The organism is Pelagibius sp., from assembly GCF_028289705.1.
Lineage (GTDB): Bacteria > Pseudomonadota > Alphaproteobacteria > Kiloniellales > Kiloniellaceae > Pelagibius.
Genome location: NZ_JANQOI010000017.1, coordinates 23,298 through 44,192 on the forward strand (window position 1 = coordinate 23,298; position 20,895 = coordinate 44,192).

At 67.8% G+C, this 20,895-nt stretch carries 21 protein-coding genes; 14 read left to right on the forward strand and 7 right to left on the reverse strand.

The features are described from left to right. Positions 1–180 precede the first annotated feature (180 nt). The 5 genes from dctP (at position 181) to Q0996_RS01715 (ending at position 6,025) form a co-directional block, all read left to right on the forward strand. Positions 181–1,167: a TRAP transporter substrate-binding protein DctP gene (gene dctP / locus Q0996_RS01695; protein ID WP_299615349.1), complete on the forward strand. Its 987-nt coding sequence runs from the start codon at positions 181–183 to the stop codon at positions 1,165–1,167. Positions 1,168–1,268: 101 nt separating this feature from the next. Continuing rightward, positions 1,269–1,823 carry a TRAP transporter small permease gene (locus Q0996_RS01700; RefSeq protein ID WP_299615352.1) on the forward strand — a complete coding sequence of 185 codons (555 nt, stop codon included), beginning with the start codon at positions 1,269–1,271 and terminating at the stop codon, positions 1,821–1,823. Between the two features lie 2 nt (positions 1,824–1,825). Beyond that, positions 1,826–3,148: a TRAP transporter large permease gene (locus Q0996_RS01705; RefSeq protein ID WP_299615354.1), complete on the forward strand. Its 1,323-nt coding sequence runs from the start codon at positions 1,826–1,828 to the stop codon at positions 3,146–3,148. Then, the gene (locus Q0996_RS01710; RefSeq protein ID WP_322096623.1) at positions 3,145–4,461 is read left to right on the forward strand and encodes a malonyl-CoA decarboxylase; all 1,317 of its coding nucleotides are present in this window, start codon (positions 3,145–3,147) and stop codon (positions 4,459–4,461) included. The genes Q0996_RS01705 and Q0996_RS01710 overlap by 4 nt, the downstream gene beginning before the upstream one ends. Beyond that, positions 4,454–6,025 (forward strand): malonyl-CoA synthase, encoded by a 1,572-nt coding sequence (locus tag Q0996_RS01715; RefSeq protein WP_299615355.1) that lies wholly within the window; start codon positions 4,454–4,456, stop codon positions 6,023–6,025. The genes Q0996_RS01710 and Q0996_RS01715 overlap by 8 nt, the downstream gene beginning before the upstream one ends. A 15-nt stretch (positions 6,026–6,040) precedes the next feature. On the opposite strand, the gene lpxA is transcribed toward Q0996_RS01715, so the two are convergent. Further along, positions 6,041–6,892, reverse strand: a complete 852-nt coding sequence (lpxA, locus tag Q0996_RS01720) for an acyl-ACP--UDP-N-acetylglucosamine O-acyltransferase (RefSeq protein WP_299615357.1) — start codon at positions 6,890–6,892, stop codon at positions 6,041–6,043. A gap of 46 nt (positions 6,893–6,938) precedes the next feature. Continuing rightward, positions 6,939–7,844 carry a dihydrodipicolinate synthase family protein gene (locus tag Q0996_RS01725; RefSeq protein ID WP_299615359.1) on the reverse strand — a complete coding sequence of 302 codons (906 nt, stop codon included), beginning with the start codon at positions 7,842–7,844 and terminating at the stop codon, positions 6,939–6,941. An 89-nt stretch (positions 7,845–7,933) separates the two neighbouring features. On the opposite strand from Q0996_RS01725, the gene Q0996_RS01730 reads away from it, so the two are divergent. The 5 genes from Q0996_RS01730 to Q0996_RS01750 all read left to right on the forward strand — a co-directional run bounded on the left by Q0996_RS01730 (position 7,934) and on the right by Q0996_RS01750 (position 12,580). After that, positions 7,934–8,401 carry an NUDIX hydrolase gene (locus Q0996_RS01730; RefSeq protein ID WP_299615361.1) on the forward strand — a complete coding sequence of 156 codons (468 nt, stop codon included), beginning with the start codon at positions 7,934–7,936 and terminating at the stop codon, positions 8,399–8,401. A gap of 164 nt (positions 8,402–8,565) precedes the next feature. After that, positions 8,566–9,354: a FadR/GntR family transcriptional regulator gene (locus tag Q0996_RS01735; protein ID WP_299615363.1), complete on the forward strand. Its 789-nt coding sequence runs from the start codon at positions 8,566–8,568 to the stop codon at positions 9,352–9,354. A gap of 39 nt (positions 9,355–9,393) precedes the next feature. Continuing rightward, positions 9,394–10,668 carry a glycerate kinase gene (locus tag Q0996_RS01740; protein WP_299615365.1) on the forward strand — a complete coding sequence of 425 codons (1,275 nt, stop codon included), beginning with the start codon at positions 9,394–9,396 and terminating at the stop codon, positions 10,666–10,668. 55 nt (positions 10,669–10,723) lie between these two features. Then, positions 10,724–12,142 (forward strand): pyruvate kinase, encoded by a 1,419-nt coding sequence (pyk, locus tag Q0996_RS01745; protein ID WP_299615367.1) that lies wholly within the window; start codon positions 10,724–10,726, stop codon positions 12,140–12,142. 39 nt (positions 12,143–12,181) lie between these two features. Next, a complete protein-coding gene (locus Q0996_RS01750) occupies positions 12,182–12,580 on the forward strand; it encodes a cupin domain-containing protein (RefSeq protein WP_299615369.1) in 399 nt (132 codons plus the stop codon). Positions 12,581–12,609: 29 nt separating this feature from the next. Here the strand turns inward: Q0996_RS01750 and Q0996_RS01755 are convergent, their stop codons facing one another. Next, positions 12,610–13,143 (reverse strand): tetratricopeptide repeat protein, encoded by a 534-nt coding sequence (locus tag Q0996_RS01755; protein WP_299615371.1) that lies wholly within the window; start codon positions 13,141–13,143, stop codon positions 12,610–12,612. 108 nt (positions 13,144–13,251) lie between these two features. Here Q0996_RS01755 and Q0996_RS01760 point away from each other — a divergent pair, with 108 nt between their 5' ends. The 3 genes from Q0996_RS01760 to Q0996_RS01770 all read left to right on the forward strand — a co-directional run bounded on the left by Q0996_RS01760 (position 13,252) and on the right by Q0996_RS01770 (position 15,345). Continuing rightward, complete coding sequence (locus tag Q0996_RS01760; protein ID WP_299615373.1) at positions 13,252–14,337, forward strand: M14 family metallopeptidase; 1,086 nt, start codon at positions 13,252–13,254, stop codon at positions 14,335–14,337. Between the two features lie 71 nt (positions 14,338–14,408). After that, complete coding sequence (locus Q0996_RS01765) at positions 14,409–14,798, forward strand: hypothetical protein (protein ID WP_299615375.1); 390 nt, start codon at positions 14,409–14,411, stop codon at positions 14,796–14,798. An 88-nt stretch (positions 14,799–14,886) separates the two neighbouring features. Continuing rightward, on the forward strand, positions 14,887–15,345 hold the full coding sequence (locus Q0996_RS01770; RefSeq protein ID WP_299615377.1) for a peptidoglycan-binding protein: 459 nt from the start codon (positions 14,887–14,889) through the stop codon (positions 15,343–15,345). Between the two features lie 38 nt (positions 15,346–15,383). On the opposite strand, the gene Q0996_RS01775 is transcribed toward Q0996_RS01770, so the two are convergent. After that, positions 15,384–15,779 (reverse strand): VOC family protein, encoded by a 396-nt coding sequence (locus Q0996_RS01775; protein WP_299615379.1) that lies wholly within the window; start codon positions 15,777–15,779, stop codon positions 15,384–15,386. Between the two features lie 150 nt (positions 15,780–15,929). On the opposite strand from Q0996_RS01775, the gene soxR reads away from it, so the two are divergent. After that, a complete protein-coding gene (soxR, locus tag Q0996_RS01780) occupies positions 15,930–16,394 on the forward strand; it encodes a redox-sensitive transcriptional activator SoxR (protein ID WP_299615381.1) in 465 nt (154 codons plus the stop codon). Between the two features lie 34 nt (positions 16,395–16,428). On the opposite strand, the gene glcF is transcribed toward soxR, so the two are convergent. The 3 genes from glcF to Q0996_RS01795 are packed head-to-tail and all read right to left on the reverse strand — an operon-like array spanning position 16,429 to position 20,453. Beyond that, positions 16,429–17,730 (reverse strand): glycolate oxidase subunit GlcF, encoded by a 1,302-nt coding sequence (gene glcF, locus Q0996_RS01785; protein ID WP_299615382.1) that lies wholly within the window; start codon positions 17,728–17,730, stop codon positions 16,429–16,431. 5 nt (positions 17,731–17,735) lie between these two features. Continuing rightward, entirely contained in the window at positions 17,736–18,950 is a 1,215-nt protein-coding gene (glcE, locus tag Q0996_RS01790; protein WP_299615383.1) for a glycolate oxidase subunit GlcE, read from the reverse strand. A 15-nt stretch (positions 18,951–18,965) separates the two neighbouring features. Next, a complete protein-coding gene (locus Q0996_RS01795; RefSeq protein WP_299615385.1) occupies positions 18,966–20,453 on the reverse strand; it encodes an FAD-linked oxidase C-terminal domain-containing protein in 1,488 nt (495 codons plus the stop codon). Positions 20,454–20,895: the final 442 nt, after the last annotated feature.

Consider the following 20,895-nt stretch of genomic DNA (forward strand, 5'->3'; position numbering starts at 1 on the left):
ACAGGCTATTACATCTTGGAAAATACAGCAATGCATTTCATGTATACATAGCTGTTGACTGTGCACTCACAAACTGATAGAGGGTATGTCATGAGCGCCGATAAGGCTGCTTTCGCCGACCAAGGCACCGGCGGCGCACAACAAGAGACCCCGCAGAACAAGATCCCCGGGAGGAAACCCATGTTGAAAAGACAGATCATCGGGACCGTGACCGCGGTCGCCACCCTGGCGCTGGGCGCGGCCCAGGCGGAAGAGCTGAAGCTCAGCCATCAATGGTCGACCAGCGATGTCCGGCACAAGGTGGCGGAAATCGTCGCCAGCGAAGTGGCCGCGGCGAACGTCGATCTCGAGATCAAGATCTATCCCTCGAAGTCGCTGTTCAAACCGCGCGAGCAATACACCCCGCTGACCCGCGGGCGGCTGGACATGACGGTGCTGCCGTTGTCTTACGCCGGCGGCCAGCAGCCGGCCTACAACCTGACCCTCATGCCAGGGCTGGTGAAGAACCACGACCACTGGTCCCGCCTCGTCGACTCGCCCTTCATGACCAAGCTGGAAGAGATCATGGCGGGCGACGATGTCATGGTGCTGGTCCACGGCTATCTGGCCGGCGGCTTCGGCGGCAAGGACCGCTGCATCACCGGACCGGGCGACGTGAAGGGCCTGCAGACCCGCGCCGCCGGCAAGGCCTTCGAGCAGATGCTGGCCGCGGCCGGGGCCTCCATCACCTCCATGCCGTCTTCGGAGATCTACTCGGCCATGCAGACCGGGGTGCTGGACGCCGCCAACACCTCGTCCTCCAGCTTCGTGTCCTACCGGCTCTACGAGCAGCTGAAGTGCTACACGCCGGCCAGCGAGGTCGCGCTCTGGTTCATGTACCAGCCGCTGCTGATGAACAAGTCGACCTTCGACGGGCTGAGCGGCGAACAGCAGGCCGCCCTCACCGCCGCGGCGGCCAAGGCCCAAGCCTACTATCTGGAAGAGGCCAAGAAGGCCGATGCCGCCTCGGTGGAAGCCTTCAAGAAGGCCGGGGTCGAGATCGCCAGCATGACCGAGGCCGACTTCCTGGCCTGGCGCGAGATCGCCAAGACCTCGTCCTACAAGGCCTTCGTCGAACAGACCCCGGGCGGGCAGGCCCTGCTCGACCTGGCTCTCGCGGTCGACTGAAGCCGCAGTTCGCGGACCGGCGGCAGGATCGTCCCTGCCGCCGGTTCCCAGCCGACCTACCCGCGCCCCATCAAAGGCGCAGACCTGAGGGAGACGATACCATGAGCGATCGGGCCCACAGCCGATTCGCCTGGGCGGATAGCCGTCTCGTCAAGGCAGTGGCGTTCATCTCGACGGTTTGCGGCGTTGCCGCCGCCCTGATGATCTTCGCCTCGGTGCTCATCACCTGTCAGATGATCTGGATGCGCTTCGTCATGAACGCCTCGACCATCTGGCAGACGGAGATGGTGGTCTACCTGATGATCGCCGCCACCATGATCGGGCTGCCCTATGTGCAGCGCCTGCGCGGCCATGTGAACGTCGATCTGGTGCCGATGCTGCTGCCGGCGCCGGCCCGCCGCGTCCTGGCGGCCGTCACGCTGCTGCTCACCATCGCCGTGGTCGCGGTCATCGCTTTCTACGGCTTCGAGCTCTTTCACCTCGCCTTTCAGCGCAACTGGAAGTCCGACACGGTCTGGGGCATTTCCCTGTGGATTCCCTATCTGGCGATCCCCCTGGGCTTCGGTCTCTTCCTGGTGCAACTGACAGTCGACCTGATCGCTGTGATCGGCGAGAGCGGCGGGCCGGTCGGCCCGGCGCAGCCGCGGGAGGACTAGACATGGACCCGCTCGTTCTCGGCGCCCTGGTCGCCGCCTTCACCGTCCTGGTGCTGTTCTCCGGCGTCTCGGTGGCCGCCGGCCTGCTGATCGTCTCCGCCGGTTTCCTCATCGTCTTCGACGGTTTCGGTTCCATGGAACTGCTGCCGGAGATCTTCTTCGGCAAGCTGGACAACTTCGCCCTGCTGTCGATCCCCATGTTCATCATCATGGGGGCCGCCATCTCCTCCACCCGCGCCGGGGCCGACCTCTACGAGGCGTTGGAGCGCTGGCTGACGCGGGTGCCGGGCGGGCTCGTCGTCTCCAACCTGGGGGCCTGCGCGCTTTTCGCCGCAATGTCCGGCTCCTCCCCCGCCACCTGCGCGGCCATCGGCAAGATGGGCATCCCGGAGATGCGCAAGCGCGGCTATCCCGACGGCGTCGCCGCCGGCTCCATCGCAGCAGGCGGCACCCTGGGCATCCTGATCCCTCCGTCGGTGACCATGATCGTCTATGGGATTTCCACCGAGACCTCCATCGGGCGCCTGTTCCTGGCCGGTGTGATCCCGGGCCTGCTGCTGGTGTTGCTGTTCATGGCCTGGTCGATCTTCGACACCTGGCGCCAGGGCGGTGGCGAAGTCGCCCTCGGCCGGCTGCGCTATAGCTGGGTCGAGAAGTTCGAGATCCTGCCGCGGGTGCTGCCCTTCATCGCCATCATCCTCGGCGTGCTCTACGCCCTCTACGGCGGCGTCGCCACCCCCTCGGAGACGGCGGCCGTCGGCGCCCTGCTCTGCGTCATTGTCGCCGTCCTCATCTACAAGCTCTACAGCCCGCGCTCGCTCTGGGCGGTGCTGCGGGATTCGACCCGCGAAAGCGTGATGATCCTGTTCATCATTGGGGCCGCCGGGGTTTTCTCCTTCATGCTGTCCAACCTCTTCGTCACCCAGGCCATCGCCGAGTGGATCGCCGGCCTGGACGTCAACCGTTGGACCCTGATGTTCGCCATCAACATCTTCCTCTTGGTGGCCGGCTTCTTCCTGCCGCCGGTCGCGGTGATCCTGATGTCGGCGCCGATCCTGCTGCCCATCGTGGTCTCCGCCGGCTTCGATCCCTACTGGTTCGCAGTGATCCTGACCATCAACATGGAGATCGGGCTGATCACGCCGCCGGTCGGCCTCAACCTCTATGTGATCAACGGCATCGCGCCGGATATCTCGCTGAAGACGATCCTCAAAGGCTCCCTGCCCTTCGTGGTCTGCATGGTCTTGGCCATTGTCATCCTTTCGATCTTTCCGGGTCTGGTAACCTGGCTGCCGAACGCAATTATGGGACCCGCAATCGGATGATCAGCAGCAGCATCCTGAACGACCTGGTCGCGCGCATCGCCGAGGCGGGGCGCAGCCTGACCCTGGGATCGTCGGCACAGGCCAACGACCCCATCACCCTCTGCGAGCGTCTGCTCACCGGCAAGGGTGAAGCGACGGGCCTGGCGATCGCCCAACAGGTGCTCGATGCCTATGCGACCCTCGATGACCAGGCCCGTGTCGATTTCTTTCATGAGGTGGAAAAGCGCTTCGGGGTCGACGGTGAGGCGCTGGAGCAAGCCGTCGCCGCCTGGCGCAACGAGGGACCGGCGGCGGCCCGCGCCCTGCACTTTGCCTCCGAACCGCGCAGCCAGGAGCTGATCCGCCGGCTGAACCGGGCGCCCGGCGGCACCCCCGCGCTGGTCGGCATGCGCGCCGACCTGCTGGAGGCCGCGCGGGAGGATCCGGCCCTGCGCCCGCTCGACACCGACTTCCAGCATCTCCTGGCCTCCTGGTTCAACAGGGGGTTCCTGGAGCTGCGCCGGATCGACTGGTCGACCTCCGCCGCGGTGCTCGAAAAAATCATCGCCTACGAGGCGGTGCACGAGATCGCCGGCTGGGGCGATCTGCGCCGCCGCGTGGCAGCCGCCGACCGACGGCTCTATGCCTTTTTCCATCCGGCGCTGGGCGACGACCCCTTGATCTTCGTGGAGGTTGCCCTCACTGCGGAACTGCCCGGTGCGATCGGACCGATCCTGGCAGAGGACCACCCGCCCCTGGACCCCCGCAAGGCGACCACCGCCGCCTTCTATTCGATCTCCAACTGCCAGAAGGGCCTGCGCAACATCTCTTTCGGCAACTTCCTGATCAAGCAGGTGGTGGAGGAGCTGCGCCGCGAGTTCGAGAACCTGACAACCTTCGTCACCCTGTCGCCGGTGCCGGGCCTGCGGCGCTGGGCCGAGCAGGAGGCGGCGGCGGAGGACGGCATGCTGGGGGCAGAGGCCGCCGCGCAGATCGCCGCCTTCGACCGCGACGATCAGGCCCTGGAAAGCGAGGAGCTGCGCGCCCTGGCGGCGGTCTACTTGCTGGAGGCCCGCGCCCCGCGCGGCGGCGCCGCCGATCCCGTGGCCCGCTTCCACCTGGGCAACGGCGCGCGCCTGCAACGCATCAACCTGGCCGCCGATCTCAGCACTCGGGGCCGCGCCACAGCCTGGGGGGTGATGGTCAACTATCTCTACGACCTGAGAGACATCGAGAAGAACCACGAGGCCTATGCCAACGACGGCAGCATCGCCGCATCGTCGGGCGTGCAGCGCCTCGTCAGACACAGCAAATGGGGGACCGCCCATGCCTGAGGCAAACCGCTACCTGGAAAACCATCTCGCCGGCCGCCTGCGCGCCGCATCCTGCGGCCGTGAGGCGGTCTGCTTTGCGGAACTCGCCGAAGCGCCGGGGCGCCCGCAGATCTCCTATGGCGACCTCTTCGCCGGGGCCGAACGCAACGCCAAGGCCCTGGCAGCAGCGGGCCTCGAGCCCGGCGACCGGGTCGCGGTGCAGGTGGAGAAATCCATCGAGGCGCTGCAGCTCTACCTGGGAACGGTGCTGGCGGGCGGGGTCTTCCTGCCGCTCAACACCGCCTACACGCCGGCCGAGGTGCGCTACTTCCTGGGCGACGCGGAGCCGCGGGTCTTCGTCTGCGACCCCACGAAACTGGAGACGCTGCAGAGTGTCGCCGCCGAGGCCGGTGTCGGCCGGGTCCTGACCCTCTCGGCTGCCGGCGCGGGCAGTCTGACCGATCTCGTGGAGGAGCAGGAGCCCGGCTTCGAGGCGGTGGCGCGCGGGCGCGACGACCTGGCGGCCATCCTCTACACCTCCGGCACCACCGGGCGATCCAAGGGCGCCATGATGACCCACGGCAATCTCGCCTCCAACGCCGAGGTGCTGCAGGAGAGCTGGCGCTTCACCGCCGAGGACGTGCTGATCCACGCCCTGCCGATCTTCCACACCCACGGGCTTTTCGTGGCGACCAACGTCACGCTGCTGGCCGGCGGCAGCCTGATCTTCCGCGCCCGCTTCGATGCCGAAGCGGTCCTCGGAGACATGGTGCGGGCGACGGCCATGATGGGGGTGCCGACCTTCTACGTGCGGCTTCTCGACTGCGCCGGCTTGACCAAGGAAGCTACCGCCGGGATGCGGGTCTTCATCTCCGGCTCGGCCCCCCTGCTGGCGGAGACCCACCGGCTCTGGGCCGAGCGCACCGGCCATGCGATTCTGGAACGCTACGGCATGACCGAGACCGGCATGAACACCTCCAACCCCTACGCGGGCGCGCGGCGCGCCGGCACCGTCGGCTTTGCGCTGCCCGGCGTCGAGGTGAAGATCACCGATCCGGCCAGCGGCGAAGCGCTTCCGGCGGGCGAAGTCGGGGGCATCGAAGTGCGCGGGCCCAACGTCTTCACGGGCTATTGGCGCATGCCGGAGAAGACCCGGGAAGAGTTGCGCGAGGACGGCTTTTTCGTCACCGGCGACCTCGGGCTCATCGACGCCGAGGGCTACATCTCCATCGTCGGCCGCTCCAAGGACCTCATCATCTCCGGCGGCTACAACGTCTATCCCAAGGAGGTCGAGGCGCTGATCGACGCGGTGGAGGGGGTGCGCGAGTCCGCCGTCATCGGCCTGCCCCACCCGGACTTCGGCGAGGGCGTGGCCGCGGTGGTCGTCCCGGACAAGGAAGGCGACCTGACGGAAGCGGGGCTCGCCGCCGCCCTGAAAGACGATCTGGCGCGCTTCAAGCAGCCCAAGCGGGTCTTCCTGGTCGACGAGCTGCCGCGCAACACCATGGGCAAGGTGCAGAAGAACCTGCTGCGCGACCGCTACAAGGACAGCTTCGCAGCGCCGGGCGCCCAGGCCTCCGGCTGACCCTTCGCCAGGGTCTCAGCCGCTCTCCGCGTCGCCGGCCTCCGCTGCCCTGTTGTCCAGGCGATCTCTCTGGGTCGAGTGGGTCAGACAGATGCCGCGCTTGCTGGCGCGGATGAAGTCGAGCATCTCCCGCACCTCGGCGCAGGGGGTCCCCGCGTCCAACAGCGCCACCGCCTCGGTGACTGTGTGCTCGCTGCGGAAAATGGTGCGAAAGGCCTCGGTCAGTTCCGTCATCACCTCCCGCGAGAAGCCGGCGCGGCGCAGACCCACCTTGTTCAGGCTGCGCACGGTGTTGGCCTGGTCCAGGGTGACGAAGGGCACCACGTCCTTCCACACCGCCGTCATGCCGCGCACCATGACGCGCCGCCCGATGCGTACGAACTGATGGACGGCGCAGTTGCCGGAGATGAAGGCGTTGTCGCCGATCTCCACATGGCCGCCCAGCAGGGCGCCGTTGGCCATGACCACCTCGTCGCCGAGCCGGCAGTCGTGGGCGACATGGCTCGCCCCCATGAGGTAGCAGCGGTCGCCGATGCGGGTCTCGCCGCCCTCCTTCATGCCGCGGTGAACGGAAACGTATTCGCGGATGGTGTTGCCGGCGCCGAGCACGGCACGGCTGGCGACCGGCTGCCAGCCGATGACCTGGGGTTCTCCCCCCACCTGGGCGGCCAGCCCCACCCGGTTGTCCGGCCCCATCTCGGTATAGCGGCCGATGAAGGCCTGCGGGCCGATCTCGCAGCGCGCGCCGATCACCGCGTCGTCCTCGATCACCGCACCGGGCCCGACGGTGACGCCGGCGCCGAGGGTCACCCGCTCCCCTAGGGTCGCGGTCCGGTCGATCTTGGCGCTCGGATCAATGCCGGCCATGGCTACCCCCCGCCACCGTCACTCTCTTTCGCTTGAGGCGACGGTCTCAGGCCGCTGCGCGGCCCGGGCGGGTGTCGATGGCCTGCTGGATCAGGGCGGTGATGCGGGTCCGCTCCTCCCCTTCGAGGGCCAGGCGCGGGGCGCGGCAGGTCTCGCTGCCGTGGCCGCACATGGCCTGGGCCAGCTTGATGTACTGCACCAGCTTGGGATGGCAGTCCAGGTGCAGCACCGGCGTGAACCAGCGGTACAGCTCCAGCGCCTCGGCATAGCGGCCCTGCACCGCCAGGGACCAGAGCTGCAGCGTCTCCTCGGGGAAGGCGTTGACCAACCCGGCGACCGTTCCCTGGGCGCCCAGCACCACCGATTCGAGCACCAGATCGTCGACGCCGGCGAAGAGGATGTAGCGGTCGCCGCAGGCATTGACCAGATCGGTGAGGCGCCGCGGGTCGTCGGAGGATTCCTTGACCGCCACCAGGGTTGGCTCGTCGGCCAGTTCGGCGAACATCTCCGGCGTGATGTCGATGCCGTAGGTGACCGGGTTGTTGTAGCACATCACCGGCAGCGCCGAGGCCCGCGCCACGGCGCGGTAGTGGGCCATGGTTTCCCGCGGGTCGGACTTGTAGACCATGGCCGGCAGCACCATCAGCCCGTCGGCGCCCAGCGCCTCCGCGTCCTTGGCGAAGCGGCAGGCAAGCGCAGTCGTGGTTTCCGCGACGCCGGCCAGCACCGGCACGCGCCCGGTCGCGACCTCGATCGCCGACTGCAAGACGGTGCGCTTCTCTTCGGCCTCCAGCGAGCAGTTCTCACCCACCGTCCCCAGCATCACCAGGCCGTGCACGCCGGCGCGGATCAAAACCTCCATGTGGGCGCGGGTCGCATCGAGATCGAGCGCTTCCGAATGGGTGAACTGGGTCGTCACCGCGGGAAAGACGCCTTGCCATTCGACGGTCATTGCTTGCACCTCCTGAAGATAATCGACAGGCTCGCCATAGCATGCCGCATCGCCGCTGTCATGAGCCAGAGCCATTCGCCACGGGAGAGATGAACCAGCCCAGCGCCCTGCCATCCCGCACCAACGAAGACGCGCGCGCCGGAGGCCCCCGGCTCGCCGTTCTGGCGGTGGTAACCGCCGGCGCGCAGGTGCTGCTGGTGCGCCGGGCCAATCCGCCGCAAGCGGGCCACTGGGGCTTTCCCGGCGGCAAGGTGGAACCGGGGGAACGGGTGGAGGAGGCGGCGTTGCGCGAACTGCGCGAGGAGACCGGTCTCACCGGGGGCAACCCCCGTGTCCTGGCCGCGGTCGACCTGATCGAAGAGACGGACAGCGGCTCGGCGCCGCTGCACCACCTTCTGGTGGCGGTCCGCCTCGACTGGCTGGCCGGGCAGCCGAAGGCCGCGGACGACGCTCTGGAGCTGCGCTGGTCGCGGTGGGACCGTCTGCCCCAGCCCTGCTGCGCCGATGTAGACCGGGTGGCGAAGGCGGCCGTCACCGGCGTAAGATCGTGTCCGTAAACCGGATTCCCGTTTAGGCCCTGAGCCCTACCTTGACGGACCGCCCTGGGGCCTCCATAAAGGTCTTCAAAATTGGTGATACCAAAATGCCACTAGGATCGGCTGGTCCGGCCAACGATCCGCTTGGGTAGGAGGCTGCGGCAGAGGCGCCGCGGTGCGAGGGCATGGATCCGAGGTTCCAGGAAATACCCCGCGAGCGTGTCGCCGACCGCATCGCCAACGAGTTGCTGCGGCTGATCACCAGCGGCGAGCTAGCCCCCGGCGAACGCCTGCCCGGCGAGCGCCAGTTGGCCGACATGATGGGGGTGAGCCGGGTTTCGATCCGCGCCGCCCTGCAACAGTTGAAGGCCCAGGGCTTCGTCACCGCCGTCCAGGGCGGCGGCACCCGCATCACCGCTGCGGCCGACCAGCTCGATTCCGCCCTGGCGCAGCTTGTCCGCTCCAACCGCGACAACCTGCACGACCTTGCGGAAGTCCGCTCGAACCTGGAGGTCTGGGCGGCCCGGCGCGCCGCCGAGCGGGCGACGCCGGAGCAACGCGCCGAGATCGACCGCGCCTTCGTCACAATGACGGCGGAGGGGCGCCCTTCGCGCTTCAAGGCCGAAGACGACCACAACTTCCACCTGGCCATCGCCAAGGCCTCGGGCTCTGCGGTCTATCTGCATCTCATGTCGGTCCTGGGCGACGTCCTGGAGCAGATGTTCGCCTTTCACCGCTACAGCCTCTATGCCAGCCCAGCCGACGACCAGCGCCTCACGCGCCAGCACCGCGCCATCTGGGCAGCCATCAAGGCGCGGGACGGCGATGCCGCCGCCGCGGCCATGAAGGACCACCTGACCACGGTGCTCTCGCGCTACGAGGAAGACGAACCCGCCACGCCCGCGGCGAACGGCCCGGGCAATGACAGTCAGGGCGACAACGGCCGCGACACCTCGGGGTCGGCCCATGGCTGAGCCCTTTCAAACCACGCCAGAGCCCGCAAGCCACTAGCCATGTCCCAGGAGCATCCGACGGCCTTTCTGCGCCGGCTGTTCGACGCCGCCCTGACGGCGGCCGATCCCGCCAAGGCGGTGCCCGCCTATCTGCCGGCGCCGCCTAAGGGCCGCACGGTGGTCATCGGCGCCGGCAAGGCCGCCGCCGCCATGGCCAAGGCCGTGGAAGACAACTGGGACGGCCCCCTCGAGGGTCTGGTGGTCACCCGCTACCACCACGGCGCCGACTGCCGCCGCATCGAGGTGATCGAGGCGGCCCATCCGGTCCCCGACCAGAAGGGCCGGGAGGCGGCGGGCCGTATTCTCGCTCTGGCCGAAGACCTTGGCCCCGACGATCTTGCGTTGTGCCTGATCTCCGGCGGCGGATCGGCCCTGCTCTCCCTCCCGGCGCAGGGCATCGCTCTCGAAGAGAAGCAGGCGGTCAACCGCGCCCTGTTGAAGTCGGGCGCGGCCATCGACGAGATGAACTGCGTGCGCAAGCACCTCTCGGCCATCAAGGGCGGGCGCCTTGCCGCCGCCGCCGCGCCGGCCCGGGTGGTCAGCCTGCTGATCTCCGATGTTCCGGGCGACGACCCGGCGGTCATCGCCTCCGGCCCGACCATCGCCGATCCCACGACCTTCGCCGAGGCGCAGGCGATCCTGGAGAAGTACGGCATCGAGGCGCCGACGAGCGTGGCCAGGCTGATGGCCGCGGCGACCGAGGAAACGCCCAAGCCCGGTGACCCGCGGATTGCCGCCGCCGAGTCCCACATCATCGCCAAGCCCCAGGCCTCCCTGGAAGCCGCGGCCGCGCTGGCCCGGGAGGCCGGCATCACCCCCGTCATCCTGGGCGACTCCATCGAGGGCGAGGCCCGCGACGTGGCCCAGGTGATGGCCGGCATCGCCCGCCAGGTGGCCCAGCACGACCAGCCCATGGCAGCGCCCTGCGTGCTGCTGTCCGGCGGCGAGACCACGGTGACGGTCCGCGGCCAGGGCCGCGGCGGGCGCAATGCCGAATTCCTGCTGGCCCTTGCGGTCGCTCTGGACGGGCTGCCCGCCGTCTACGGCCTGGCTTGCGATACCGACGGCATCGACGGCAGCGAAGACAATGCCGGCGCCATTGTCACCCCCGACAGCCTGAAGCGGGCCGAGGCCGCCGAAGTCGACGCCAAGGCCATGCTGGCCAACAACGACGGTTACGGCTTCTTCGACAAGCTCGGCGACCTGGTGCTGACCGGACCGACGCGCACCAACGTGAATGACTTTCGTGCGATTCTGATCCAACGTATACATTGAAAATTCAAGCGATCGTCAGCGCGTCGTAACAGACCTCTAAGGTAATATCCTTGCCATGCACCGCAGCCGTAAAGCCAAGATCGTCGCCACGCTCGGCCCCGCGAGTTCCGACAAGGATGCCATCCGCACCCTCGCCCTCTCCGGCGCCGATGTCTTTCGGCTGAACTTCAGTCACGGCACCCACGAGGACCACAAGGCGCGCTACGATACCATCCGCGAGATCGAGCGCGAGCTGGACCGGCCCATCGGCGTTCTCGCCGACATGCAGGGCCCGAAGCTGCGCATCGGCACGGTCAGGGACGGCGCCGTGGAGTTGGAGGCCGGCCAGACCTTCCGCCTCGATCTCGATCCGGCGACGGGGGACGAAAGCCGCGCGCCCCTGCCCCATCCGGAAATCTTCGCCGCCATCTCGCCGGACACCGCACTGCTGATCGACGACGGCAAGCTGCGCCTGGAGGTGCAGGAAAGCACGCCGGACCATGCGATCACCAAGGTCGTCACCGGCGGGCCGCTGCGCGACCGCAAGGGCGTCAACCTGCCCGGCGTGATCCTGCCCATCTCGCCGCTGACGGAAAAGGACCGGGATGACCTGGAGTTCGCGCTGCAACTCGGCGCCGACTGGGTGGCGCTGTCCTTCGTGCAGCGACCGGAAGACCTGACCGAGGCGCGGCGCTTGATCGGCGAGCGCGCCGCGGTGATGACCAAAATCGAAAAGCCGGCTGCGCTGGATTGCCTGCCGCAGCTGGTCGCGCTCTCCGATGCAGTGATGGTCGCGCGCGGCGATCTCGGCGTCGAGATGCCGCCGGAAACGATCCCGGCGCGCCAGAAGCAGATCGTCCACGCCTGCCGCATCTCCGGGGTTCCCGTCGTGGTGGCAACGCAGATGCTGGAGTCGATGATCTCCGCGCCGGCGCCGACCCGCGCCGAAGCCTCCGACGTGGCCACCGCCGTCTACGACGGCGCCGATGCGGTGATGCTCTCGGCCGAGACCGCCGCCGGCGAGTATCCCAACGAGGCGGTGGCCATCATGGACCGCATCATCCAGAGCACGGAGGGCGATCCCTCCTACCGCGGCATCATCCATGCCCGCGACGGCGAGACCGAGGCGACCGGCGCCGATGCCATCTCCACCGCCGCCGCGCAGGTGGCCGGCACCCTGGCGACGGCCGCCATCGTCAACTACACCATGTCCGGCTCCACCGCGTTGCGCGCCGCGCGCCAGCGCCCCAACGTGCCGATCCTGGTGCTGACCAACGAGCTGCGCACCGCCCGCCGCCTTGCGGTGCTCTGGGGCGCCCACTGCGTCCACACCGAGGACGTCTCCAACACCCAGGAGATGGTCGACAAGGCGAGCCGCATCGCGGTGCGCGAAGGCTTCGCCAACCTGGGCGACATCCTGGCGATCACCGCGGGCGTGCCCTTCAAGACGCCGGGCACCACCAACATGCTGCGTATCGCCAAGGTGGAGCAGTAAGCGCGCAAGGCCTGGGCCGGGCCCGGGCCGGGAGGTGCCATGTCTTCCCCCGAAGCCGACAGCCTGACCAGCACCTATCTGGAACTGCGCGACGACGGCAGCGTCGAAGCGATCCCGCTGACACCGGAGTTCTGGCCGGACCTCATGGCCGGCAAACGCCGGCTCGATGGGCGGCTGGTCATGGCCTTCGAAGCCACCGAAAACATGACCCATTGGGAAAAGCACCCCGCCGGCGACGAGGTGCTGCTGGTCCTTTCCGGGGCGGTGCGGCTGCTGCTGCAGGAGCCGGCGGGCGAGCGGGAGATCGCAGTCGCCGCCGGCCAGGCGGCGATCGTCCCGCGGGGCTGCTGGCACCGCATCGCCGTGCGCGAACCCGGCCAGGTCGTCCTCATGACCGCCGGCGAGGGCACCGAGCACAAGCCCGTCGACTCGGAATGAACTTCAGCCCGGGGTGAATCTCGACCGGGTCAGATCTCCCGCTCGCGCAGGCTTTTGCGCAGGGCGGCGGCGTTGATCGCCGCGGAGGTCAGGTTGGGATGGATGGTCAGGGCATCCTCGAAGGCTTCGAGGGCGCGCTTCTCGTCCTCCAACTCGATGTAGCAGAGCCCGCGGCCGGAGAGCGCGCCGAAGTGGCGGGGCTCCAGAGCCAGGGTCCGTTCGATGTCCGAGAGGGACTCGCCGAAGTTGCCCATCAGATAGTGCACCGTGGCCCGCTTGTTCCAGCCCTCGGCAAAGTCCGGCGCGATGGCCACCATCTGCTCGAACTTGCCCAGCGCCCGGCCAAAGTCGCGCCGCGACATGGCATCGACCCCGTCGCGCATGAGCGCCTGCACCGCGCCATCGTCCGACTGCACCCAGATCAGCCAGATGGCGGCTTCGATGGTCTGGGCCTCCGCCGGGCCAGGCGCCGCGAGGAGCTGCGAGAACAGCCCGTCGAGGCGCGCGTCGTTCTGATCCGCCCGGCCGGGCGAGGCCGCCAGTAAAATAAGCGCGACGGCCATGACAAACTGCAGGAATTTGCTCATATTCTGGAGTATGACCGAATCCTGCGGCCGGCCATAGAGCCGGATCGCGCATTCGTTTTCACAATTGCATGAAGGGGAGGCGCGGTGGCGGCGGCGCAATACTTTTCCCGCGATTACTCTGAAGCAAGACAGCGCTTTACCGCGGCGGCCAGCGCGGCGGACGCAAGGCTTTTCACCTATGCCCACCCGGGCAAGGGCCCTGCGGAAGAAGACCTTTCCACCCATGTCGCCTGGCTTGGGCCCGAAGACGCCGAACGCGTTCTTCTGACCATCTCCGGCACCCATGGGGCCGAGGGCTTTTGCGGCGCCGGCGTGCAGACCGGCTGGTTCGAAAGCGGCTTGGCGGGCGAAAGCGCCAACGGCATCGCGCAGATGGCCATCCATGCCATCAATCCCCACGGCTTCGCCTGGCTGCGCCGGGTGACCGAGGACAACGTCGATCTCAACCGCAACTTCGTCGACTTCGCCGGTCACCTTCCGGAGAACCAGGGCTACGACGAACTGGCCGAAGCGCTCTGCCCGCCCAATTGGGACGACGCAACCATTGCCGAGACCCGGGAGGTGCTGGCAGCCTATGCCGAAGCGCACGGCATGGACGCCCTGCAACGGGCCGTTTCCGGCGGACAGTATCGGCACCCCGAAGGCATCTTCTACGGCGGAGCGGCAAGCACCTGGTCGCACCGCAGCCTGAAGGACATCCTCCGACGGCACCTTTCTGAGGCCAAGCAGATCGCCATCATCGACTACCACACCGGCCTCGGACCGCGCGGTCATGGCGAGCGCATCTGCCCGGCCGCGCCGGGCTCCGACGGGCTGGCCCGGGTGCGCGAATGGTACGGCGATGACCACACCTGCCCCGCCCTCGGCACCTCCTCAGCCTCTGAGATCCATGGCTTCAATGTGATCGGCATGGAAGAGGCCCTGCCGGAGGCCTCCATGACCGCCATTGCCTTGGAATACGGCACGCTGCCGACGGAAGAGGTGAAGCTGGCGCTCAGGGCGGACAACTGGCTGCACCTCCACGGCGACCTGGCCTCGGCCAAGGGCCGTGCCATCAAGGACCAGATCCGCGAAGCCTTCTATCAGGACGCCGACGACTGGAAGCAGATGGTCTGGGAGCGGGCGATCCAGACCCAGCGCCTCGCCCTGGCAGGCCTCAGTGACGGCTGAGCCCTAAGCCGCCACCGGCGGGATCAGACTCGGCGCCTTCCTCCGCTGCGAGAATCGGCTAGACTTGCACGATGAAAACGCGAGGGATCTCTCCGGCGGCGCGGCTGCTGACCACCCTCGGCATACTCTGCGCCCTGCCCGCCGCCGCCCAGGCGGAGGGCGAGGCGGCCAAGGGTCGGGAGATCGCCGTCAATCACTGCGCGCGCTGCCACGTGATTCCCGACTTCAACCCCTATGGCGGCATCAACAGTACGCCCTCCTTCCGGCTGCTGGCCAAGCGCGACGACTACCTGGAGCGCCTGCAGAGCTTCTACGCGCGCCCGCCGCATCCGGTCTTCGTGCGGGTGCCGGGCGTACCGGCGCCCACCGGGGAGCCCGCCTTCGTCGCCCCCATCGAAGTCTCACCCGAACAGATCGACGATCTCATCGCCTTCGTCGAAGCGATCCGGGCGCAGCAGTAGCAGCGCTTTGGCGTGCCGCCGTGCCGCGATGGTGCTAGACTCTCCTGTCAGAGTAACCGTCGGGCCAAGCCAAACCAGGAGACTTGCAATGAACCGTTCCGCCTTGGCGCTCGTCTTGAGCGCGGCGCTCGTGGTTTCCGCCTGCGGGAGCAGTACCGGCGACCGGGCCGCTTCCGGCGCTGGAATTGGCGCCGGCGCAGGCGCCGTGGTCGGTGCCCTCACCGGGCTGACGATCCTCGAAGGGGTCTTGATCGGCGCTGCGGCGGGCGGCCTGACCGGCGCGCTAACCGACGAGGACCTGATCAACCTCGGCGACCCGATCTGGGCCAGCGACGACAAACCCGCCAACGCCTCGGCAATCACCCGGGTGCAGGCCGGCCTCGCCCGGCTCAACTACAACCCCGGGCCCGCCGACGGCGTGCAGGGCACCCAGACCACCAATGCCATCGAGGAATACCAGCGCGACCACGGGCTGACCGTGGACGGACGGGCCACCGAGGCGCTGGCCCGCCACATCGAGCAGAAGATCGAAACCGCCCAGAAGTGAGGCGGGCTGGAACCGATTCGACGCAAGTCGAAAACGGTCTAGTTGAGCCGCTCTCTGACCAGGTCGTGGTCGTAGGTCGTGATCTCATGCGTGTTGCGATCGGGATCGTGGAAGTACATGGAAAAAGCCATGCTGTGGTCGGCGATCCTGAGCTCCAGCCCCTTGCTCTCGAGGTGATCCTTCCAGGCCAGGAAACCCTCGCCGCTGGCACCGAAGGCGATGGCCGTCGAGCCGCCTGGGTTGGCGCGCTCAAAAAGCGCCAGATGAATACTGCCTTCCGGGTTCTCAAGCGTTAGCGGCCCGCCATTGACGGCCCAGTGCATGAGCGCTTCAGCGCGCCTCAGGCCCAGGACCTCGGCATACCAGTCCTCCGACCGTTTCCGGTCGGCGACATAGACATGGATGTGATCAAAACCGTTCAGTCTCGGAATCATCGCTATTCTCCGCCTGGGCCGGGAGGGTCTGGAAGCAAGGCGCTTTCCTTGCCGCCGCCCTCGATCCCGCAAATTCGGACTTCAATGCCCTACCACCTCAAGTTAACTTGAGGTCAAGCGCTTTCTCAGGGAACCGAACCGGGGTCAACGATGATCAAGACGCTTTCCATCGGCCGCGTGGCGGAACGAACCGGCCTGGCGGTCTCCGCAATCCGCTTCTATGAGGAGAAGGGGCTGGTGGTCGCCGGGCGCGACGCGGCGGGCCGCAGACGCTTTGCGCCCTCGGACATTCGCCGCTTGTCCTTTGTCCTGATTGCACAGCAGCTCGGCTTCTCTCTGGAGCAGATCCGTACTCAGCTCGACGCGTTGCCCAAGCAGCGCACACCAACCGCCAGGGACTGGGCGCGCATCAGCCACTCCTTCAGGATCGACATCGACGCCAGGATCATCGCGCTGGAAAGCCTGAGAGAGAGTCTCACCGATTGCATCGGCTGCGGCTGCCTGTCGCTCAGCCGCTGCAAGCTCTACAACCCCGATGACCGCGCCGGCCGCCTTGGATCGGGGCCGCGCTATCTGCTGGGCGACGCGCCGAACAGAGACACCGATGAAGTTTGAGTGACGGGCTCGGCGCGGGTTCGCCGTTCGCGAACTACCGGTTTGCCGATGACGCAAGCGCCGGCGGCGTCGGACCGCCGGTGGCCCAGTCCAGCAGCTCGACGGTGTGCACCAGGGGGATTGCGGTGCCGCCGGCGATCTGGGTCATGCAGCCGATGTTGCCGGTGGCGATGACGTCCGGCCGGGTCGATTCGATGTTGCGGACCTTGCGTTCCTTCAGCCGACCGGCGATCTCCGGCTGCATCAGGTTGTAGGTGCCCGCCGAGCCGCAGCAGAGGTGGCCCTCCGGCACATCCTTCACAGTGAAGCCGGCCTTAGAGAGCAGTGCTTTCGGCTGGCGGCGGATCTGCTGGCCGTGCTGCATGGAACAGGCGGAGTGGTAGGCCACGGTCAGCGGTTCCGCCTTGTCGGGGGCTTTCAGGTCGAGGCTGTCGAGAAACTCCGTCACGTCCTTGGCGAGGCCGGCGACCGTCGCCGCGCGTTCCTGCCAGGCCGGGTCCTCGCGCAGCATGAATCCGTAGTCCTTCACCGTGGTGCCGCAGCCCGAGGCGTTGATGATCACCGCATCCAGGCCGCCGCCCTCCAGCTCCTTGCTCCAGGCACCGACGTTGGCGCGCGCCGCGTCCAGGGCCGGGGCCTCCTTGCCCATGTGATGCACCAGCGCCCCGCAGCAGCCGGCGCCGCGGGCCACCACAACCTCGACCCCGTGGCGGGTGAGCAGGCGCACCGTCGCCTCGTTGATCTCCGGCGCCAGCACCTTCTGCGCGCAGCCGGTCATCAGCGCGACACGGGCGCGGCGCTCTCCCTCGGCGGCGAAGACCTGGGGGCGGTCCACCCGGCTCGGCGAGCGCACCTCCGCCGGCGCCATGGCCAGGAGCCCCTTGAGGCGACCGGGCATCAGCGGCGCCAGCGGCTTGGCGAAGTAGGCGCCCAGAAGCGCCAGGCGGAATCGGAAGGGACTGGGCAGCACGAAGGCCAGGATCCAGCGCAGCATCCTCTCCGGCAGTGGTCGCCGGAAGGTCTCCTCGATGTACTTCCGGCCATGGTCCACCAGATGCATGTAGTGCACCCCCGAGGGACAGGTGGTCATGCAGGAAAGACAGGAGAGACAGCGGTCGATGTGCTTCACCACCTTGGCTGTTGCCGGGCGTCCCTTCTCCAGCATGTCCTTCAGCAGGTAGATGCGCCCGCGCGGTGAATCGAGTTCGTCGCCCAGCAGGGTGTAGGTCGGGCAGGTCGCGGTGCAGAAGCCGCAGTGCACGCAGTTGCGCAGGATCTTCTCGGACTCCGCCGTGTCCGGATCGGCAAGCTGCGCGAGGGAGAAGTTGGTCTGCATCGGCGCTAGAGCCCCGCGTACATGCGCCCGGGGTTGAGGACGCGGTGCGGATCGAAGCCGTCCTTCACCCGCGCCGAGAGCGCCGCCATGGCCGGGTCCTGCGGCTGGAACACCGCCTCGGCGGCACGCACCTTCAGGGGCGCCCGGATCAGGGTGGCATGGCCGCCCACAGACGCCAGCACTTCGCGGACACGCCCGGCCCCGGCGTCACCCTCCGCGGACATAGCCAGCCAAACCAGGCCGCCACCCCAGTCGTAGTAGGCCGAATCCTCTGTGATCGCTGCCACCACTTCAGGACCCGCGTTCGGGGCGACGGAGATGCGCCAGACGGCACGCTCTGCCGGCGCCTGGAGCGGACGCACGTCGCGCAGCTCCTTCCAGAAGGCGAGCGAGTTCTGACTGTGCAGTTCCTCGGTCTCGCCGAGGTCCGCCAACTCGCGGCGCAGGGCCGCGCAGCGGTACTCCACCGAAGGGCCGGGGCCCTCGACCCGCAGGGCCGTCACCGCACCGCCGGCCTTCGCGGTGTAAGAGACATCGGACCCGGCCGCCAGAGGTGCCGGCAGATGGGCGGCGCCGGAGACTTCGTGGGGCGAGCCGAGGGCGCGGCTCATGGCCTGCACCGCCGTGGCATCGTCCAGGCCGAGGATCAGAACCGTGTAGGTCTTCTGGGGCCGCGGCAGAACCTTGACGGTGACATCGCTCATCACCGCCAGGGTGCCGTAGGAGCCGCAGATCAACTTGCAGAGATCGTAGCCGGTGACGTTCTTCACCACCCGGCCGCCGGACTTGAAGAGCTCGCCGCGGCCCGAAGCAGATTCGACGCCCAGGAAGTGGTCCCGCGCCGCCCCCGCCTTGATCCGCCGTGGCCCGGAAAGATTGCAGGCCAGTGCGCCGCCGATGGAGGCGCTGTCGGGCGCCGAGCCCAGCAGCGGCGACAGATCCGCCGGCTCGAAGGCCAGCATTTGGTTCTTCTCCGCCAGAGCCGCCTCGATCTCGGAGAGCTTGGTTCCCGCCCGCGCCGAGAGCACCAGTTCTTCAGGCTCGTAGAGCGTGATGCCGGTCAGCCGCGAGAGGTCCAGGGTGTGGGCGGCCTGCACCGGGCGGCCGAGGCCGCGCTTGCTGGCGCCGCCGATGACTTCCAGGGGTTGCTGTTCCGCCGCCGCCCAGGCGACCGCCTCGACCAACTGGTCGCGGTTTTCCACCGTGAAGGTCGTGCCCATCGCCGTCCTTGGCCCCTAGAACCGTGGCAGATCGGGGAAGGGCAGCTTGCCGCCGCTGATGTGCATGCGGCCCAGCTCGGCGCAGCGGTGAAGCTGGGGAAACATCTTGCCGGGGTTCAGCAGCGCCTCGGGGTCGAAGGCACATTTCACCCGCTGCTGCTGCTTCAGGTCCGCCTCGCTGAACATGGTGCCCATGAGGTCGCGCTTCTCGACCCCGACGCCATGTTCACCGGTCAGCACACCGCCGACCTCGACACAGAGTTTCAGGATGTCAGCGCCGAAATCCTCCGCCGCCTCCAGCTCGCCCGGCTTGTTGGCATCGTAGAGGATCAGCGGGTGCAGATTGCCGTCGCCCGCATGGAAAACGTTCGCCACCCGAAGGCCGTACTTCTCGCTCATCTCCCGCATGCGCCGCAGAACCAGAGGCAACTGCGCGCGGGGGATAGTGCCGTCCATGCAGTAGTAGTCCGGCGAGATCCGCCCGACTGCGGGGAAGGCCGCCTTGCGCCCGGCCCAAAACGAAAGCCGCTCCTCCTCGCTCTCGCTGACCCGGCTGGTCACCGCGCCGTGCGCTTCGGCAATGCGCGAGACCTCGGCGATCAGGTGATCGACCTCGGCCTGCGGCCCGTCGAGCTCGACGATCAGCAGCGCCTCGACCTCCAGCGGATAGCCGGCGTGGACAAAATCCTCAGCGGCGTGGATGGCAGGCTTGTCCATCATCTCCATGCCACCGGGAATGATGCCCGCCGCGATGATGGCCGCCACGCTGTCGCCGGCCTGCTCCGCCGTTTCAAAGCCGAGCAGCAGGGCGCGCGCCGTCTCCGGTTTCTTCAGGATGCGCACGGTCACTTCGGTGACCACCCCGAGCAGCCCCTCGGAGCCGGTCAGGAGTCCCAGAAGGTCGTAGCCCTCCGAGTCCAGATGCTTGCCGCCGATGCGCAGCACGGTCCCGTCCATCAACACCATCTCCAGCCCCAACAGGTTGTTGGTGGTGAGGCCGTACTTCAGGCAGTGCACCCCGCCGGAGTTCTCGGCCACGTTGCCGCCGATGGTGCAGGCGATCTGGCTGGAGGGATCGGGGGCGTAGTAGAAGCCCTCGGCCTCCACCGCATGGGTGATGCCGAGATTGGTGACGCCGGGCTGGACCACGGCGCAGCGGTTGTCGTAGTCGATCTCGAGGACGCGGTTGAACTTGCCGAGGCCGAGGATGATGCCGTCGGCCAGCGGCAGCGCCCCGCCGGAGAGCGAGGTTCCGGCGCCCCGGGGAACGACCTTCACGCCGCGCTCCTGACAGCACTTGAGAACACGGCTCACCTGCTCCGTGGTTTCCGGCAGGACGACGATCAGCGGAAGCTGCTTGTAGGCGGTCAGGCCGTCGGTCTCATAGGCCCTCAGTTCGTCCTCGTCGACGATCACCCCCTCGCCGGGGACGATGGCGCGCAGCGCCGCGACGATGTCGAACTTGGCCTCGATCACCGCCTGATCGGGCGCGGGCATCTTCATGGCTTCGCTCTCCCAGGGGCCGGCCATCCCGCAACAGCGGCGACCCTTCCTCCATTGACCCAGGGGCGTCTGCTTTCCTGTGTCGCCCCGTCTGGCCCAGTTAACCCCTTCTTGGTTACCGGTACGCCCTGACTCGCTGTCGGCGGCACCGGTGCTGAGGGTTCAAAATTGGTATTACCAATTTTGAAGACTATGGCGCGCAGGGGGCGCCCGGTCAATGCCTCACCCCATTTTTTCGCGAAAAGCGGCTGATTTCCGGTCGAATTGGCATGCCATGCAGACCGGATGGGGGACCCAGGCGATGCCCGGGGCCTGTGGGCCGACGATCAACCCCCGATGTGACGAGGCCGCCGTCCAGGCAAACGCAAGGCCGCGCCCCGAGGGGGGCGCGGCCTTGCGTTGTCATCATCTGCCTGCAGCCGGGCCCTGGCTGAAGCCGGGC